This window comes from Paenibacillus sp. FSL R5-0527, assembly GCF_038008055.1.
Classification (GTDB): Bacteria; Bacillota; Bacilli; order Paenibacillales; family Paenibacillaceae; genus Fontibacillus; species Fontibacillus macerans.
This window is the reverse complement of sequence record NZ_JBBOYI010000001.1, coordinates 649,037-664,694: the sequence shown is the minus strand read 5'-3', so window position 1 is coordinate 664,694 and position 15,658 is coordinate 649,037. Positions and strand designations below refer to the sequence as shown.

The window sequence follows — 15,658 nt, the reverse complement described above, 5'->3', positions numbered from 1 at the left end:
ATGGATTCCCCCGTGCGGTTCGTATGTCTTTTCTTATGCCTTTAACCTTTCACCCCGCCGAGAGCAATTCCTTCAATCACGCTTTTTTGCCCGATGATGAAAATCATCAGGAGCGGAAAGATCGCGGACACCGCCCCGGCCATAATCAGCGAATAAAACTCCCCGCTCATGGACGTGAACTTCTGCATCGCCAGCGGCAGCGTAAACCATTTGTCCGTCCTTAGAAAAATCAGCGGGTTCTGATAATCGTTCCACGTCCAGATAAACCGCAGGATCGCATAAGTGGCCACGGCCGGCTTCACCAGCGGCAGACCGATCGAACGGAAAATCCGGAAATGCCCGGCCCCGTCGATTTTCGCCGACTCGATGAAATCCTGATGCACGCCCATAAAAAACTGCCGCAGCATAAACGTCCCCAACACGCTGAAGCTGCTGATGATAATCAGGCCGAGATGGCTGTCGAACAGCCCGATGTTGCGGTACAAAATAAACTGCGGCACCAGGATCGCCTGGCCCGGAATCATGTACGTGGCCAGCACGATCAGGAACAGCCCCTGGCTGGCGGCGAACTTGATCTTGGAGAAGCCGTAGGCCGCCAGGCTGGAGACAAGGCTGGAAATAAACGTCGTCGCCACGGCCACCTTAATCGAATTCCAGTAATACACATAAAACGGATAATCGCCGAACCATACCTCCTTGTAGTTCTCCACCGCATTCCAGGTCCGGGGAATCCACTCAATCGGGTAGACGAACACCTCGGTTTCGATTTTGAACGACGTCATCAGCATCCAGAAGAAAGGGAGCAGAAACAGGATGCTTGCGGCAAACATCAGCAGCGTCAGAACGGCTCTCGGCCACTCGATACGGCGGCTTGCTATCATCGAAGCCCACTCCTTCCCTCAGTAGTTGACCCATTTTTTCTGGGCGATCCATTGGATGAACGTAATCAGCATGACCAGCCCGAACAGCACGGTGGCGATGGAGGACGCGTAGCCCACCTTCAAATTGACGAAGGCCGTATCGTACAGATACCACACCATCATCGTCGTCGAACCGATCGGTCCCCCCTGGGTCAAAACGGCGATGATGTCAAACACTTTAAACGTGGAAATAATCCCGGTGACCATCAGGAAAAAAGACGTCGGCGACAGCAGCGGAAACGTAATGCGGCGGAACTTCACCCACCCGTTCGCACCGTCGATATCGGCGGCTTCGTACAGATCCTTGGGGATCGATTGCAGCCCGGCGATATATATGATCATGTTGAAGCCGATGGAGATCCAGACGGTGATCATCATGATCGAGACGAGCGCATAGTTCGGATCGGCGATCCATTTCGGCGGATCGGCGAAGCCGATCGTCTTCAAAAGCTCGTTGATCGGACCGTAGGAAGGCTGAAACAGCACCTGCCAGACGACGGCTACGGCGACGATGTTGGAGATGTAAGGCATAAAGTAAGCCACCTTAAAATAACCCTTCATGTACACATAGCGGTCGATCAAAATCGCCAGCACCATCGAAATCAGCATATAGGCCGGGACGGTCAGCAGAAAGATCAGATTGTTGCGGAGCGAACGAAGGAACATCGAATCTTGCATCAGGTTGCGGAAATTTTCAAGGCCGACAAAGCGGATGCCGTCCCAGCCCTGCACGAAATTCCAGTCCGCAAACCCGAGCACCAGCGTGGCGACAATCGGCAGCAGCACCAGCACGGACACGCCCAGCAGCATCGGGCTGACGAACAATATTCCGGCGATCGTTTCGCCCCGCTGCAACGACTTCATTTTGCGGCCGCTGGCGGCGTGAGGCCGCTTCACCGCCGGTTGAGCCCGACCAGCCATGGAAATCACCTCGGAATGAAGTAGTAAGTTGTAATGCATCTCCATCGTAAAAAAAAATACCGCCACCACAGTGACGGTATTTTGATCAATTTCACGCTGATTTTTACTTTTTCGCCCACCCGCCCCCGTGAAGTCCCCCTGGTACTTTATATCCGCCGCCGCCGAATTTCCCCCCGGCATGCAGCACGGTCATGACGACTTCGAGCGTCGATTTCTGCAGCTTCTCATTCAGCGGATCACCGTGCAACACATGCTGTATAAATTCGGTGTCCACCCACACCGATTGAGACATACGTTCTGCCGTGAACTCGTCAGCACCCCCGGTGTAGATATTGCCACGGTCGCGGAGCTGGCCGGACACGCCGACAATAACATAACCAGGCGATACGCGAAACCGACAGAGGCAGAAATCATAAAGGCGGTTGATCAAGCTTTTACGTAAGCCCTGCTTGTGGTATAATGTGCTTAGAAAATACGCAAAATGAAAAATGCCGCGATGCTGGATCGCGGCAGACAAGGGCCGATGGGTAACCACGGCGAGATTTTCAACCTATCACAGCCGAAAAACCACCGGGCGGTTCTCCAAACCTATTCCCGGTGGTTTTTTTGCATTTACGTAATTTCTTCTGTCCGCCACAGAGCAAAGTCTTCAGGCCAGCAAGAATGCCAATCCCACCGGTTACTCTGTCTTTCCAATTAGACCATTATTTCTAGAAGTTGGACTCATAATACTGCATATAGTATTGCTCATTTTGAGTAATACAACATATAGGGAGTAGCGATTACTCATTATATGCACCCGATTGCTCAAAATGAGCAATCGGTAAATACGGGGGTTCTCATTGGCCGTTTGGTGACTACACCGGAGCGATCCGGCCAACAAAAAAGCACCCGAATGGTTTTCCCCATTCGAGTGCTTCATCACTTGTATCAGCATTTGCCGTTCCTCACAAGATTTCAAAAAGTCCCAAGAACGGCGGCCCGCATATTCAACAAAATATGAACTATTTTTTTTCAAAAAAATATTCTATTAACAACAAAACAAATGCAACCAACGAAACTGCTAATGAAAAATAGAACGGAAGTAGTAAATGATTATCACTGATAAGTGTCCATAGTTTCCCATAGCTTTCACGCCATACTGTTAAGTCTTTGGAGTATTTAAATCCATACCCTAATATAGTCAAACATACAATAACCCCACAATACAGTAAAGCGATACTAATAATTGTTCTCTTCATTTTTTAGTTTTATCGTTTTATCTGTTCAAAATACAGTCCAACTGATGTATGAAGATAGTCAGTACCTCTATTATAGTCTAGTCCGTTTATTAATTCCCAGAGTTCATAACTCTTTTTTCTGTAATTTGTGTAGATTCTAAGCTCAATAGTTTCATTACTAGCAACTTTAAATGAATATTTCGTTGATTGTGTCTTCTTTTCACCAAGTGTAACTCCAAATTTTAACTCAACAACCTTTGGGAACTTCAATCCCAATTCACCAGTAAAAGCTTGGGAATCCTCTTTTGAAAAAGTTTGTTCTACACTAGCAGGACCATCAAAAATATGTGATATATAGTTATTTTTAAAGATCCAACCTGTGCCCAGATCTTTTACATTTTCTATGTGTGGTTTACTAGTTACTGCTGAAGGCTTATTATCAGACGAAGAGGGTTCTGAATTTAAAAGTACAGAATCAAACCGTATCTCTTTAATTGAATCTGGATCAGCTAAAGATTGTTCCTCAGCTACTGCATTAATTGTATCCCGGTCTGTAATTACAATTGACTGATCAGAAGCATCACTACCACTTAACTGATTAAAGTTATTAAAAAAATCTGTTAAATGGAGTTCATTTTGTGATTCATAAGTTTCTGTAACTTCATTCTGTGCTTCAGCTTTTGTTACATTAACTCCAGGAAAAACAGCTAACAAAGATACCGAAAGAACAGCAGTTCCCATTAATTTACTAACTTTCTTAAACAAATTACCCATCTCCTGTTTTAATTTTTGAAATAACCCTTAAAACCACCAGAATCCAACCTTAGCTCGGCTCCTCCTCCCTCTACTTAAAATCCGATATACACATCATTAACATAACACAAAATAACCCTAATATGGTGATTTTAGACAATACTTGTCACGATACTACATACTTCAACAGACTTTTCACAACAAGCCCATAAACATTAAAAGTATCCGGTAGCAGGGAAGCAATGATTAAGGGGAAACGTCGGCATATGCCAACTTTTCAGGCTGTCAAGAATGTGTAGCGCTGAATTTTAGTTTCCAATAAGTTATCATTCAATGCCATGGTAGCCGGAACTAAAGTCGATAAAAGAAGCACCGATCCTCCAACAGTGACTAAAGTCTTTCCTATTTTCATAAATAAACAGCCTCCCAAAAAAGTAATTTCATCACAAGGCATGTTACTCAAACTGGGTATAAAAGGAGTTCTATACTATGATTGGTTTATATACTTTCTTCTAGGATGGGAGTTTTCATTATGAGAGGGATATTTAAAACATTTCGTTTTTGGCTCGCCTTTATTTCATTAGCGATCGTCATTATAGAAATTTTCGGATTTGATGAGTATGCAATCCTCTTAGCCCTGATTAGCCCTGTAGTGTGGATATCAATTAATTTTCCAGTTTTCAATCAAATAGTGGTATTCTTCCCAATTGTCCTCACTTACGTAATCACTGTGTTTTTTTGGTTCATGGTAGGTATGGTTCTAGATCGGATAATACGAAGATTAAAATCAAAATCACACGACGAACAGTAGAATACTACCCATTAACATATCATCCATCCATACTCACCTCCTTCTACGGGCTTTTTTGAATCTATTATTACATCTCTCATTATTACCCAATTAGGAGGTGGTTGGTTATTTATTACAAAATTTTATTTATTTAGTAAGAAAACGGTCACAAATGCATCATGACAGAAAAACCACCGGAATTCACTATTGGCCCTCTTCTTCTTTCATAGCACGAAGTAGTTGGCTGACTCTCGACGGCGAAACTACGATCCTATTCGCCCATTGGGATTGATTTTCTGACGGATAGGTAGCCATCACTTCATTGAGCTTTCGGATTAATTCGCTCGTCTTCTGCCGGGGCCGCCGTGCAGCTCCTGCAACTGAATCGCTTTGATTTTCCAACACCACCGCAAATTCCTGGTTGGCCGATTGTTGACTCCCAGCTTCTTTCATAGCACGAAGTAGTTGGCCGACTCTCGACGGCGAAACGCCGATCCGTTTTGCCCACTTGGATTGATTTTCAGACGGGTAGGTAGTCATCACTTCATTGAGCTTTCGGATTAATTCACTCATCTTTTGTCGGGGCCGCCGTACAGCTCCTGCGTCTGGATGGTTTCGATTTTCTAACGCCACCGCAATTTCCAGGTTGGCCGTTTGTTGACTCCCAGCCTGCTGTGTAGAGAACAGTTCCTGTAAGCATGCCGCGCAAATGAAGCGTTCCCGGAAGTATATAAGTTGCTCCATCGATTGGCAGAACAGGCACTCTTGCGTCCGGTATGGGCGCATCATGATTCTTTGGGATGCATTGTCAATAAAAAACTCTATGGTATCGCCCTGGCCTATCCCAATAAAACGGCGTAATTCAATAGGGATAACGATTCTCCCAAGCTCATCAAGTGGCCTGACAATCCCGATGCTTCTTATCATTCTGGATTCCCCCGCTCCTGGTAGAAAAACCACCGGAGCCTTGTGTGGAATCCGGTGGTTTTTAGCTGATATGTAAATTAATCATAGCGACTTGCCCTCTAAAAATCATGATAGAGATTCGAATTAACCTCCAACATGTACGCCAAACGTCCCCATAAGTGGTCCTGCATTTACTCCTACACTTACCACCAATACGAATAGAAAATTAATGGCGTACAACAGAGTATTTTTTTTCATGGCCATCCCCCATTTCCACTAATTGATGATACTCTACTTTTGATTCAGCCGACGCAACGTTTCTAAAACGTTCAAACAATCTCATACACCGAAGCATAGAGCTTTCGTCATTTATCATAGTAGATTTTTTTAGGCCATCTATCAAGAATTTAAATCCTTGTTTGTGATCCCCTTTAATTAAAAAATATTCAGTTAATTCACACAGCAAACCAACGAGCTGATCGTCGGTATTTTGTTGGTTGTATATTTCGTTTTCTTTATGCTCCAGGACGTTAGACAACACGGTTTCAAACTTAGTAAGGACATGATCGACGTTAATCTTGTATCGGTTAGCTACTATCATGATATTCCATAAACCCATGAGTATTTCATTTTCCTTCATTTCGAAGTAACTCACATATTCCGGCAGCGACTCCTGTTGCCGGCCATTAATTGGGTCAATAAAATATTCGCCTGAGTCCATTCCTGGAACAAGTTCTTCCAGTATAATGTTTCTTCATCCGTCTCCTTGACCCATTCTAAATCGGCGGCTTCACTGAAAATTTGCAGAGCCAATTCATAATCCTCTTGTTCATAATAAGCGCCACCTACTAGCATTTGACCAAAGAGAACATAAAAAAACAATGGCCTGGGCAGCTTTTTAACAAGGCCTTGATCATTCTTTTTCCGGGAGTGGAACAAAGAGTACTGAATTTTAGCCAGCTGCTTTAACTTTTCACCATTTTTATAGACCTTATCCCAGCGGCGCAAAGAACGATAAGCATCAGCCAAATCCTTCAATGCTACCAGTTGGTCGATTTCCTCAAGCCGCTCCGCAAAAGGCTCAAACTGGATCGCTGCCCGGTAATTTTGTTCCTGATCGGGGCCAAGTCTAGTTAGGAACAACTTGTACTGGCAATAAGCTAACCGCTCTGAATGCTGACTTTTTTCGCTTAGAGCTACACTCTCGTAAAGAATCGCTGCTGCCATCCGTTTTCCTTGCGCAATTAACTCTTCTGCTACCTCAAACAGCGGAGATGCATATAAAGGGTTATCCAGCAATAGATTTACGATTTGCTTAATGCAATCCAACTTGTCTAGCTCTGCGCACCGGTAAAAAAAAGGTTTGATTCTGCGCCAATTCGGCGCCACTTCATTCAAGTACTCCTGGATGTACTGCTCATAAAAATGCCCATCGGGTAGATTCATCACCTTAGTAATGCGGTCCAGTTGATGCACGGAAAGCACTCGCTGACTGTTTAAAATAGCACTCATCGTACCCGTATTCAATCCAGTCAGCCTGGATAGTTGACTAATATTTAACCCATGCTGTTTTGAAAATTGCTCCAGCGCTCCGAGAATCGTGGTTGTATTATTCAAACTAACCACCTCTGATAAATTTTGGGAATATATTATAAATATAACCATATTTTGAACAATGGTCAATACAATTTACGCAGGATTGTACGAATGCATACGCTTTTGCCTCACCAGTTGCAAAGCTTTCATCATCTGTTAAAATAAAAGGGCGAGCAACCCAGCAAAGATTCTCGCCCCTAAGTCGATTGTTCACGCAATCGGCTTTTTTATGTTACGTCTATGAAGCTGGTAATACTGATTAATGAGTTCATCAAGGATCATAGATTGATGAATCACGCGCGGATGTCCAAACTGTCCATTGTATTTTTCCGTTAATACATGCAATTTGTTTCGCTCTCGCTCAATCCTTGCCTGAATACCATCTTCATTCATTGGCGTGTACCTCCCTAGTGTAATATCCTAGGGAAATATGCCTTTTTTTGAAATTTTTTATAGGAGACAAACCTCCCCCTCTTTACTATCCGGCAAAAAGTGCTTTCAAGCCAGAGGTGATCTGGCTTTTTTTATTATACAACTAAAAATAGTTGACGCAATATTTTTCATGAAAAATTTACCGTGATTAAAAAATTTCAACTCCTCTATCATAAAAAGAAGAGACGGAATAAAAATGAGGAGCTGTAGCATTTGAGGATCAAGGAAGCAAGGGAAGCCGCAGGGTTTACCCAGGAATCACTCGTACAACACATCAACAACACCATGAAATGCACATTGCGAAACTATCAGAATATTGAGTACGGTATTGTGATTCCGAACGCCACCTTAGCGCTGTTGATCGCCCATGTGCTGCATGTGGACCCGCGAGATATCGACGAATGGAAGTTTAAAACCCCAAACACTGATTTGTAGATATGTAACGCTGGATGTGTTATACTAAGGACAAATTATGAAGGAACAACCCCTATGTCATATCTTCATCTGCATGTGGGTAAAATAAAAATAGTCGTGATGCTACCAACATCACGACTATTCCGACAAAGCTCCAGTGGGCAACCACGGCGAGATTTTCATTCAAAGAGAAGAAAAACCACCGGTCAAGGGCCCAACCTATCGCCGGTGGTTTTTCTTGTCTCTACGTGCTTTCTTCTGTTTTTTGCTGCAAAACAAAGTCTGAAGGCCAGCAAAAATGCCAACCACTTTAAGCAGCAAGTCCAGAATCTTCACGAACAAGTCAAGTGACACAGCGTCACCCCCTTTCGGGTAGTCGCCATGTCATTCCCACCGGTTTACTCCGTCTATGACTGATTATAGCAAGTTTCAGGACAAGCCGGAAGGCTTGACAATTTAAGTAACCTTCCTCGTCGTCTTCCCTCTTGCGTACCTCCATATTAAAAAAATACCGCCACCACAGTGACGGTATTTTGATCAATTTCACGCTGATTTTTACTTTTTCATCCGGCTAGATATCGAGGTTCTTCACGTATTTGGCGTGCTCGTGAATGAAATCGCGGCGCGGCTCGACGTTGTCGCCCATCAGCGTATCGAAAATCGCGTCCGCCTGAATGGCGTCGGCAATCGATACCTGCTGCATCGTCCGGCTTTCCGGATCCATCGTCGTCTCCCACAGCTGCTCCGGGTTCATCTCGCCCAAACCTTTGTAGCGCTGAACGTTGACTTTTACCCCTTCGCCGAATTCGGCGATGATTTCATCGCGTTCTTTCTCGGACTGGGCGTAGCGCACCGTTTTGTTGCGTTCGATTTTGAACAGCGGCGGCATCGCGATATAAACGTAACCGGCTTCGATGATCTTCCGCATGTAGCGGAAGAAAAACGTCAGCAGCAGCGTGCGGATATGGGCGCCGTCGACGTCGGCGTCGGTCATGATGATGATTTTATGGTAACGCGCCTTCGCAATATCGAACTCCTCGCCGATCCCGGTGCCCAGCGCCGTGATGATCGCGCGGATTTCGGCGTTGCCGAGGATGCGGTCCAGACGCGCTTTCTCCACGTTCAAAATTTTACCGCGCAGCGGCAAAATCGCCTGAAAGTGACGATCCCGCCCCTGTTTCGCCGAGCCGCCGGCCGAGTCGCCTTCGACGATGTACAGTTCGCTGATCGAGGCGTCCTTGGAGGAGCAGTCCGCCAGCTTGCCCGGCAGGGCGCTGACTTCCAGGGCGCTCTTGCGGCGCGTCAGCTCGCGCGCTTTACGGGCCGCTTCCCGCGCCCGCGAAGCCTGCAGCGATTTCTCCAGGACGCGCCGGGATACGGCCGGGTTTTCCTCCAAAAATTCCTGTAACTTCTCCGCAAACAGCGATTCCACGATTCCCCGCACTTCGCTGTTGCCGAGCTTCGTTTTCGTTTGCCCTTCGAATTGGGGTTCGGGAATTTTTACGGAAATAATCGCCGTCAATCCTTCGCGCACGTCGTCCCCGGTCAAATTGTTGTCATTGTCCTTGATCATCCCGGCCTTGCGGGCGTAATCGTTGATGATGCGCGTCAGCGCGCTCTTAAAACCGGACTCGTGGGTGCCACCCTCGTGCGTATGAATGTTGTTGGCAAACGAATAGATATTTTCGGTATACCCTTCGTTGTATTGCAGGGCGACTTCCACCTGAATCATGTCGCGTTGACCTTCCACGTAAATCGGCTCTTCATGCAGCACTTCTTTGTTATGATTCAGGTAAATCACGTATTCCTTGATGCCGCCTTCGTAATGGAACGAATCGCTGGCCCCGGTGCGTTCATCGGTCAGGGAGAGGTTGATGCCTTTATTCAAAAAGGCCAGCTCTCGGATCCGCGTCAGCAGCGTGTTGTAATCGAATACGGTCGTTTCCGTGAAAATTTCCGGATCGGGGTAAAATCTCGTCTTCGTCCCGGTTTCCTCCGTGTCGCCAATGACCCGCACATCGTATTGAGGCACGCCGCGGTGATACTCTTGCTGATAAATGTGCCCGTCGCGTCTTACCTCAACGACGACTTTCGTGGACAGCGCGTTGACAACGGAAACGCCGACCCCGTGAAGTCCCCCTGACACTTTGTACCCGCCGCCGCCGAATTTCCCCCCGGCATGCAGCACGGTCATGACGACTTCCAGCGTCGATTTCTGCAGCTTCTCATTCAGGCCGACCGGAATGCCCCGGCCGTTGTCTATGACAGTCACACTGTTATCTTCATGAACGATGACGTCGATTTTGTTGGCATAGCCGGCAAGCGCCTCGTCTATACTATTGTCTACGACTTCCCATACCAAGTGGTGCAAACCGCGGACGCTGGTGGATCCGATATACATCCCCGGCCGTTTCCGGACCGCTTCCAGGCCTTCGAGCACCTGTATGTTACTCTCGTCATACGTTTGTTCGTTCATCGACAATGCCTTCACCTACTTCTATAGATTCAACCACATCTTGTAAACCCCTGAACTTATATTATAACGCTAAACCGCTAATATAACGTTAGCCTTTTTTTTCAACGTCGCCGAGGAAATGGGCGAATAGTATATTTCAGTTTGGGTCACGACGATCGACTTGGCCTCTTCTTCGCCGATGCGCACGACATTTTTTTGCTCAAGCGCGTGGCTGATAAACTGTTTGGATATTTTCGAAGACTGCTCGATGGAAATATCAAAAATCGCAACCAACTCCGAAGAGAGAATGACTTTTTCTCCGCCCAAATGAATATACATTTTACTCCTTCGCCCCTCCTTGGACTTGTCCGTCCTGAACATGAAAAATGCTGGCGTCCCGCAGCCGGCTTGCATTGATGCTTTCGATGCCGGTCGCCGTAATGAACGTCTGCACTTTGCTCTGAAACGTTTCGATCAATTGGGTTTGGCGGTAAGGGTCCAGCTCGGACAAGACGTCGTCCAACAGCAGGATGGGGTATTCCCCGATCTCCTCATGAATGAGCTCGATTTCCGCCAGTTTCAAAGATAACGCCGTGGTCCGCTGCTGCCCCTGCGACCCGTATACTTGGGCTTCGTTCCCGTTAATATAAAAAGAGACATCGTCGCGATGGGGGCCGCAAAGCGTCATGCCGCGGCGGATTTCCTGATCCTTCACTTGTGATAACTTTATCATAAATTGCTGTAATAAGACAGCTTCATCTTCTTCTTCGGCTTCTCCGAACGAGGGAAGATAGGATAATTTCAGCTTTTCACCGCCGCCGGTGATGCCTTCGTGGATCTGCTCCGCCCATTTTTGCAGTTTTCTTATAAATTGTTTCCTTTTTTTGATGATTTTAACACCATGCTCCGCAAGCTGCTCGTTCCAGATTTCCAGCATCGTGGAAAGCTCGGGTCCGGCGCCCCAGGCTTGTTTCAGCAGGTTGTTCCGCTGCACCAAAACCTTCTGATATTGCTGAAGATGATATAAATATCCGGGCTGCACCTGGCCGATTTCCATATCGAGAAAACGCCGCCGCACTCCCGGCGTGCCCTTGACGATTTCCAAATCCTCCGGGGCGAACATGACGACGTTCAGCGCGCCGATGAAATCGCTGAGCTTACGCTGTTCAAGGCCGTTGAGCTTCGCTTTTTTGCCTTGCGAAGCCAAGCGAAGCTCCAGGCGAACGGCTCCGTACTTCTTCTCCACTTCCGCCTCTACCACGGCGTGATCGCTGCCGAACGAAATCAGCTCCTTGTCTTTGCCGGTCCGGTGCGATTTCGTCAAAGCCAGTACAAACAAAGCTTCAAGCAGATTCGTTTTGCCTTGGGCGTTGCGTCCGATGATCAAATTGACGGCGCCAAACGAGTTTAGCGAGAGCGTATCATAGTTCCGGTAGTGCCGCAGTGATAATTGATTGACATACACGATAGCTTAAGCCCCCTCGTTTTCCGCTTGCTTCGTGCGGATTTAAGGCTGCGGAGCAGCCGGTCAGGGAGCCTTCGGTCCGGCCACCTGGAAGGATCCGCTTCCTTCCACTTCGACCTTGTCGCCGGGATACAGCTTCCGGCCCCGGCGTTCTTCCGCTTCCCCATTGACTTTAACCGCTCCGTCCGCCAGCAGCGCTTTGGCCATGCCGCCCGTCGGCACGCAATCCGCCAATTTTAAAAATTGATCCAATTTAATATATTCACTGGAAATGGAGATTATTTTCATGGCGCCGATTTCCTTTCAGATCAGTGGGTAGTCCGGTATGGCAAAATCAGATACAGGCTCTGCGTGTCGTCCACCGGCTTGATAATGATCGGGCTCATTGCGCCCGTAAATCCGATATGCAGCTGTTCGCTCTCCACGACTTTGAGCACATCCAGCATATATTTCGAGTTGAACGAGATGCGCAGCGGTTCCCCGGTGAATTGGGCGACCTCCATTTGCTCGGTGACTTTCCCCAGTTCCGAAGAGCTGGAGGAGATTTCGATCGAGCCGTCCTCCAGCGTCTGCAGGCGCACGATGTTTGTTTTTTCCTCGCGGGACAGCAAATAAGCGCGGTCGATCGAATCGCTTAATTTTTTGGTGTCCAAAATCAGTTCTGTTTTATAGTTTGTCGGAATAATCTTGGAAGTATCCGGGTATGTCCCGTCGAGAATACGCGTATAAAACAGGACGCGGTCGATTTTGAACAGCACCTGGTTGTCGGCAACGACGATCTCGATGCGCGTATTTTGATCGGGAATGATTTTGCTCAGCTCGTTCAGGGTTTTACCGGCAATAACGATATTGCTGAAGCGCGCCCCTTCGGCGTCATCAAGCCCGGCCACGCGGCTGGCCAGCCGGTGACGGTCCGTCGCCACGAATTTAAACTGGTTGTCGCTCAAGTTCCACAATACCCCGGTCAAAATTGGCGACGTTTCGTTGGTGGAAATAGAGAACACGGTCTGCCGGATCATGTTTTTCAGCAAATCGCCGGGGATGCTAATGACCTGGTTCTCCTCAATGCTTGGCAATACCGGGAACTCCTCGGGGTCGAGGCCAACCATTTGGATGTCTGTCGAACCGGAGCGAATGAACGTTTGGAAGCCGTCCTGAACCTCCATTTCGATATCCTCCGAAGGCAGCTTTTTGATAATTTCGACGAAAAATTTAGCGGGCAGCACCACGCTGCCGGGACGTTCGACTTGAACGATCTGCTTGTCCTTGTCTTCCGCCGGAATATAGGCCTGGATGGAGATGTCGGTGTCGCTGGCGGTTAACGTCATCCCTTGAAAATTCACTTCCAGCTTGATCCCCGTCAAAATCGGAATTGTCGTACGGCTGGAAATCGCCTTGGATACATGCTGAATCGACTCGTTAAGATCATGTTTTAAAACGCGGATTTTCATAAATTCAACTCCTAAAAGTTTTATGAAGCATACGCTTCTTTGGAATAACATCGCAATAAAACTACTTCGGAAGCATAAGCTTAAGTTTTATGAAGCATATGCTCCTTTAGAAATAACATCGCAATAAAATTTACTTCGGTAACTTTAAATCTATTAGTAATAAAACTTGCTTTATACGCATAAGCTTGTTTTATGTAACGGGATTACTCCCCCGGTTCTTGCGGTTCTTCGGGTTTTACGAGAGCGCGCGAATTGTGCTGATTGCCGTTTGCGTTGGTCCCCGAAGTCAAGTTGTGCGCTACCACTTATTAAGATGTGTATATTTTAATATATTTAGAAGAAGTAGTAGGGGCCCTGAATATGTGGATAACAACCCGGAAAATATGAAATGAAGCCTATCCACATGTGCATATCATGTGCATAGGCTTATCCCTTATTCAGGTGGCGTTTTTTATTTTCTCGGTAATGTTGTTTACGATCTTGTACAGTTCCTGGTCGTTCTTGAGCTGCTGGGTGATTTTCTCGTGTGCGTGAATGACCGTCGTGTGGTCCCGTCCGCCAAAGGCGTCGCCGATCTTCGGCAGCGAGAAATCGGTTAGTTCGCGGGCCAGATACATGGCGATTTGCCGCGGAAAAGCGATCGCTTTGGTCCGTTTGCGAGCTTTGAAATCGTCCAGCTTCAAATTGTAGTAATCGCCGACCTTTTGCTGAATGTCCTGGATCGTAATCATCTTCGGACGGCTGGAAGGAATGATATCCTTGAGCGCTTCCGCCGCCAGATGAGTGGTGATGTCTTGATTGATCAGGGAGGAATAAGCGACAACCCGGATCAAAGCGCCTTCCAGCTCGCGGATGTTCGTATCGATTTGATTGGCGATATAGATCATCGCTTCGTTCGGAATATCGAGATTTTCGGCCTTGGCCTTTTTGCGCAAAATCGCGATCCGCGTCTCCAAATCCGGCGGCTGGATATCGGTGATCAGTCCCCATTCGAACCTCGAGCGCAGCCTCTCCTCCAGCGTCGGAATCTCTTTTGGCGGGCGGTCGCTGGAGATGATGATCTGCTTCCTCTCTTCGTGCAGCGCGTTAAACGTATGGAAAAATTCCTCTTGGGTCGATTCCTTGCCGGCCAGGAACTGAATATCGTCGATCAGCAAGATGTCGATGTTGCGGTATTTGTTGCGGAAGCTTTCCGCACGGTTATCCCGGATGGAATTGATGAATTCGTTCGTAAATTTCTCGGAGGAAATGTATACGACTTTGCTGCTGGGGCTATGCTCCAAAATATAGTGGCCGATCGCGTGCATCAGATGGGTTTTGCCTAGACCTACGCCGCCGTAGAGGAAAAGCGGGTTGTACGCGCGGGCCGGCGCTTCCGCGACAGCCAGGGAAGCCGCATGGGCGAAGCGGTTGCCGGACCCGATGACGAACGTGTCGAACGTATACTTCGGATTAAGCATGTTGGAAACGCTTTCCTCGCTTGGGACGGGAGCGGGAGGTTCCTTGTACACCTGGGTTTGTTCGGCCGGAGCGGATTCTTCAATGACGAAGGAGACGTCGAGCTGTTTGCCGGTAAATTCGAAAATCGTCGTTGCGACCAGCTTCGTGTAGCGGCTTTCCAGCCACTCTACCGCAAACGTCGTCGGCGCGGAGATGACGATCGCTTTGTCGGTCATGGTGACGATCTTCGTTGCTTTGAACCAGGTGTCAAAGCTGGGTTTGCTCAGTTTGGTATTAATAATTGCTAAAATTTGCTGCCATATTTCCGAAGTATGGCTGTCCACAGACTGTCACTCCTTTTAAAACTTCCAATTGTGGCTTAAGCCATGCGAAAGAAGTCGAAAAAACATAAATAATGGGGAAATTTATCCCCATAGTCCAGTTCCATATGATTATTATAAACGTGAATAAATTCGAATTGTTCACAATTTTATCCACAGGTTGTGAATAAACGATACTCAAAACTTAGATATTCACAACAAAAGCAATATAATCATAGCAAACCAAGGCTTATATTTCAATGTATTGTCTGCTTTTATCCACAAATTCAATAACTTGTGCATAATTCTCATGCACACCACTACATATTGTTTATAATTTGTTTAAATTTCGACATGATGAACGAAAAACTCAAAAAAATTATGCACAGGTTATTAATGGCAAGCCCTGACCGGCCTTTCTTCACCTGTGCATATATTTTTTTAATGGGATAATTGACTTAACCTGGAAATCGGTGCTTGACTGAGCTTGACTGCTGGTTGCTGGACTGGGGAACCGGTGGCTGGGACTTTAAAATAGCGGCACTTTATGTACTTATTATCCGTTGCCAAGCACG

General features: G+C 47.0%; 16 protein-coding genes. 2 read left to right on the top strand and 14 right to left on the bottom strand.

The genetic code is table 11. The annotated features are described in order from the left end of the window. Positions 1-41 precede the first annotated feature (41 nt). Complete coding sequence (locus tag NYE69_RS03060) at positions 42-881, bottom strand: carbohydrate ABC transporter permease (RefSeq protein ID WP_326044527.1); 840 nt, start codon at positions 879-881, stop codon at positions 42-44. Between the two features lie 18 nt (positions 882-899). Then, positions 900-1,784, bottom strand: a complete 885-nt coding sequence (locus NYE69_RS03055; protein ID WP_411831160.1) for a carbohydrate ABC transporter permease — start codon at positions 1,782-1,784, stop codon at positions 900-902. A gap of 235 nt (positions 1,785-2,019) precedes the next feature. On the opposite strand from NYE69_RS03055, the gene NYE69_RS03050 reads away from it, so the two are divergent. Beyond that, entirely contained in the window at positions 2,020-2,283 is a 264-nt protein-coding gene (locus NYE69_RS03050; protein ID WP_155619208.1) for a site-specific integrase, read from the top strand. 808 nt (positions 2,284-3,091) lie between these two features. On the opposite strand, the gene NYE69_RS03045 is transcribed toward NYE69_RS03050, so the two are convergent. The 6 genes from NYE69_RS03045 to NYE69_RS03020 all read right to left on the bottom strand — a co-directional run bounded on the left by NYE69_RS03045 (position 3,092) and on the right by NYE69_RS03020 (position 7,499). Further along, the gene (locus NYE69_RS03045) at positions 3,092-3,826 is read right to left on the bottom strand and encodes an enterotoxin (RefSeq protein ID WP_036618190.1); all 735 of its coding nucleotides are present in this window, start codon (positions 3,824-3,826) and stop codon (positions 3,092-3,094) included. A gap of 265 nt (positions 3,827-4,091) precedes the next feature. Then, on the bottom strand, positions 4,092-4,226 hold the full coding sequence (locus tag NYE69_RS03040) for a hypothetical protein (protein WP_255310288.1): 135 nt from the start codon (positions 4,224-4,226) through the stop codon (positions 4,092-4,094). Positions 4,227-4,808: 582 nt separating this feature from the next. Further along, positions 4,809-5,531: an AbrB/MazE/SpoVT family DNA-binding domain-containing protein gene (locus NYE69_RS03035; RefSeq protein WP_328269680.1), complete on the bottom strand. Its 723-nt coding sequence runs from the start codon at positions 5,529-5,531 to the stop codon at positions 4,809-4,811. A 205-nt stretch (positions 5,532-5,736) separates the two neighbouring features. Then, positions 5,737-6,150 (bottom strand): hypothetical protein, encoded by a 414-nt coding sequence (locus NYE69_RS03030; RefSeq protein WP_340923778.1) that lies wholly within the window; start codon positions 6,148-6,150, stop codon positions 5,737-5,739. 11 nt (positions 6,151-6,161) lie between these two features. Further along, a complete protein-coding gene (locus NYE69_RS03025; RefSeq protein WP_340923775.1) occupies positions 6,162-7,127 on the bottom strand; it encodes a transcriptional regulator in 966 nt (321 codons plus the stop codon). 189 nt (positions 7,128-7,316) lie between these two features. After that, positions 7,317-7,499, bottom strand: coding sequence for an aspartyl-phosphate phosphatase Spo0E family protein (locus tag NYE69_RS03020; RefSeq protein ID WP_036618195.1), 183 nt, complete (start codon positions 7,497-7,499; stop codon positions 7,317-7,319). A 252-nt stretch (positions 7,500-7,751) separates the two neighbouring features. Between NYE69_RS03020 and NYE69_RS03015 the strand changes: the two genes are divergently transcribed. Continuing rightward, positions 7,752-7,973, top strand: coding sequence for a helix-turn-helix transcriptional regulator (locus NYE69_RS03015; RefSeq protein ID WP_036618197.1), 222 nt, complete (start codon positions 7,752-7,754; stop codon positions 7,971-7,973). 550 nt (positions 7,974-8,523) lie between these two features. Here NYE69_RS03015 and gyrB read toward each other — a convergent pair. The 6 genes from gyrB to dnaA all read right to left on the bottom strand — a co-directional run bounded on the left by gyrB (position 8,524) and on the right by dnaA (position 15,107). Beyond that, positions 8,524-10,428, bottom strand: coding sequence for a DNA topoisomerase (ATP-hydrolyzing) subunit B (gyrB, locus tag NYE69_RS03010; protein ID WP_340923768.1), 1,905 nt, complete (start codon positions 10,426-10,428; stop codon positions 8,524-8,526). Positions 10,429-10,497: 69 nt separating this feature from the next. After that, positions 10,498-10,746: an extracellular matrix regulator RemB gene (gene remB, locus NYE69_RS03005; RefSeq protein WP_328270948.1), complete on the bottom strand. Its 249-nt coding sequence runs from the start codon at positions 10,744-10,746 to the stop codon at positions 10,498-10,500. A gap of 1 nt (position 10,747) precedes the next feature. After that, complete coding sequence (gene recF / locus NYE69_RS03000; RefSeq protein ID WP_328270947.1) at positions 10,748-11,872, bottom strand: DNA replication/repair protein RecF; 1,125 nt, start codon at positions 11,870-11,872, stop codon at positions 10,748-10,750. 63 nt (positions 11,873-11,935) lie between these two features. After that, the gene (gene yaaA, locus NYE69_RS02995; protein WP_328270946.1) at positions 11,936-12,160 is read right to left on the bottom strand and encodes a S4 domain-containing protein YaaA; all 225 of its coding nucleotides are present in this window, start codon (positions 12,158-12,160) and stop codon (positions 11,936-11,938) included. Between the two features lie 20 nt (positions 12,161-12,180). Further along, on the bottom strand, positions 12,181-13,323 hold the full coding sequence (gene dnaN, locus NYE69_RS02990) for a DNA polymerase III subunit beta (protein WP_328270945.1): 1,143 nt from the start codon (positions 13,321-13,323) through the stop codon (positions 12,181-12,183). 437 nt (positions 13,324-13,760) lie between these two features. Beyond that, positions 13,761-15,107, bottom strand: a complete 1,347-nt coding sequence (gene dnaA, locus NYE69_RS02985) for a chromosomal replication initiator protein DnaA (protein WP_036618207.1) — start codon at positions 15,105-15,107, stop codon at positions 13,761-13,763. Positions 15,108-15,658: the final 551 nt, after the last annotated feature.

Excerpts from the sequence above, each read along its gene's own strand:
- NYE69_RS03050 (WP_155619208.1), top strand. The coding sequence starts at position 2,020 with ATGCAGCACGGTCATGACGACTTCGAGCGTCGATTTCTGCAGCTTCTC.
- NYE69_RS03035 (WP_328269680.1), bottom strand. The coding sequence starts at position 5,531 with ATGATAAGAAGCATCGGGATTGTCAGGCCACTTGATGAGCTTGGGAGA.
- NYE69_RS03040 (WP_255310288.1), bottom strand. The coding sequence starts at position 4,226 with ATGAAAATAGGAAAGACTTTAGTCACTGTTGGAGGATCGGTGCTTCTT.
- gyrB (WP_340923768.1), bottom strand. The coding sequence starts at position 10,428 with ATGAACGAACAAACGTATGACGAGAGTAACATACAGGTGCTCGAAGGC.
- NYE69_RS03020 (WP_036618195.1), bottom strand. The coding sequence starts at position 7,499 with ATGAATGAAGATGGTATTCAGGCAAGGATTGAGCGAGAGCGAAACAAA.
- NYE69_RS03055 (WP_411831160.1), bottom strand. The coding sequence starts at position 1,784 with ATGAAGTCGTTGCAGCGGGGCGAAACGATCGCCGGAATATTGTTCGTC.
- dnaN (WP_328270945.1), bottom strand. The coding sequence starts at position 13,323 with ATGAAAATCCGCGTTTTAAAACATGATCTTAACGAGTCGATTCAGCAT.
- yaaA (WP_328270946.1), bottom strand. The coding sequence starts at position 12,160 with ATGAAAATAATCTCCATTTCCAGTGAATATATTAAATTGGATCAATTT.
- remB (WP_328270948.1), bottom strand. The coding sequence starts at position 10,746 with ATGTATATTCATTTGGGCGGAGAAAAAGTCATTCTCTCTTCGGAGTTG.
- NYE69_RS03060 (WP_326044527.1), bottom strand. The coding sequence starts at position 881 with ATGATAGCAAGCCGCCGTATCGAGTGGCCGAGAGCCGTTCTGACGCTG.
- NYE69_RS03030 (WP_340923778.1), bottom strand. The coding sequence starts at position 6,150 with ATGAAGGAAAATGAAATACTCATGGGTTTATGGAATATCATGATAGTA.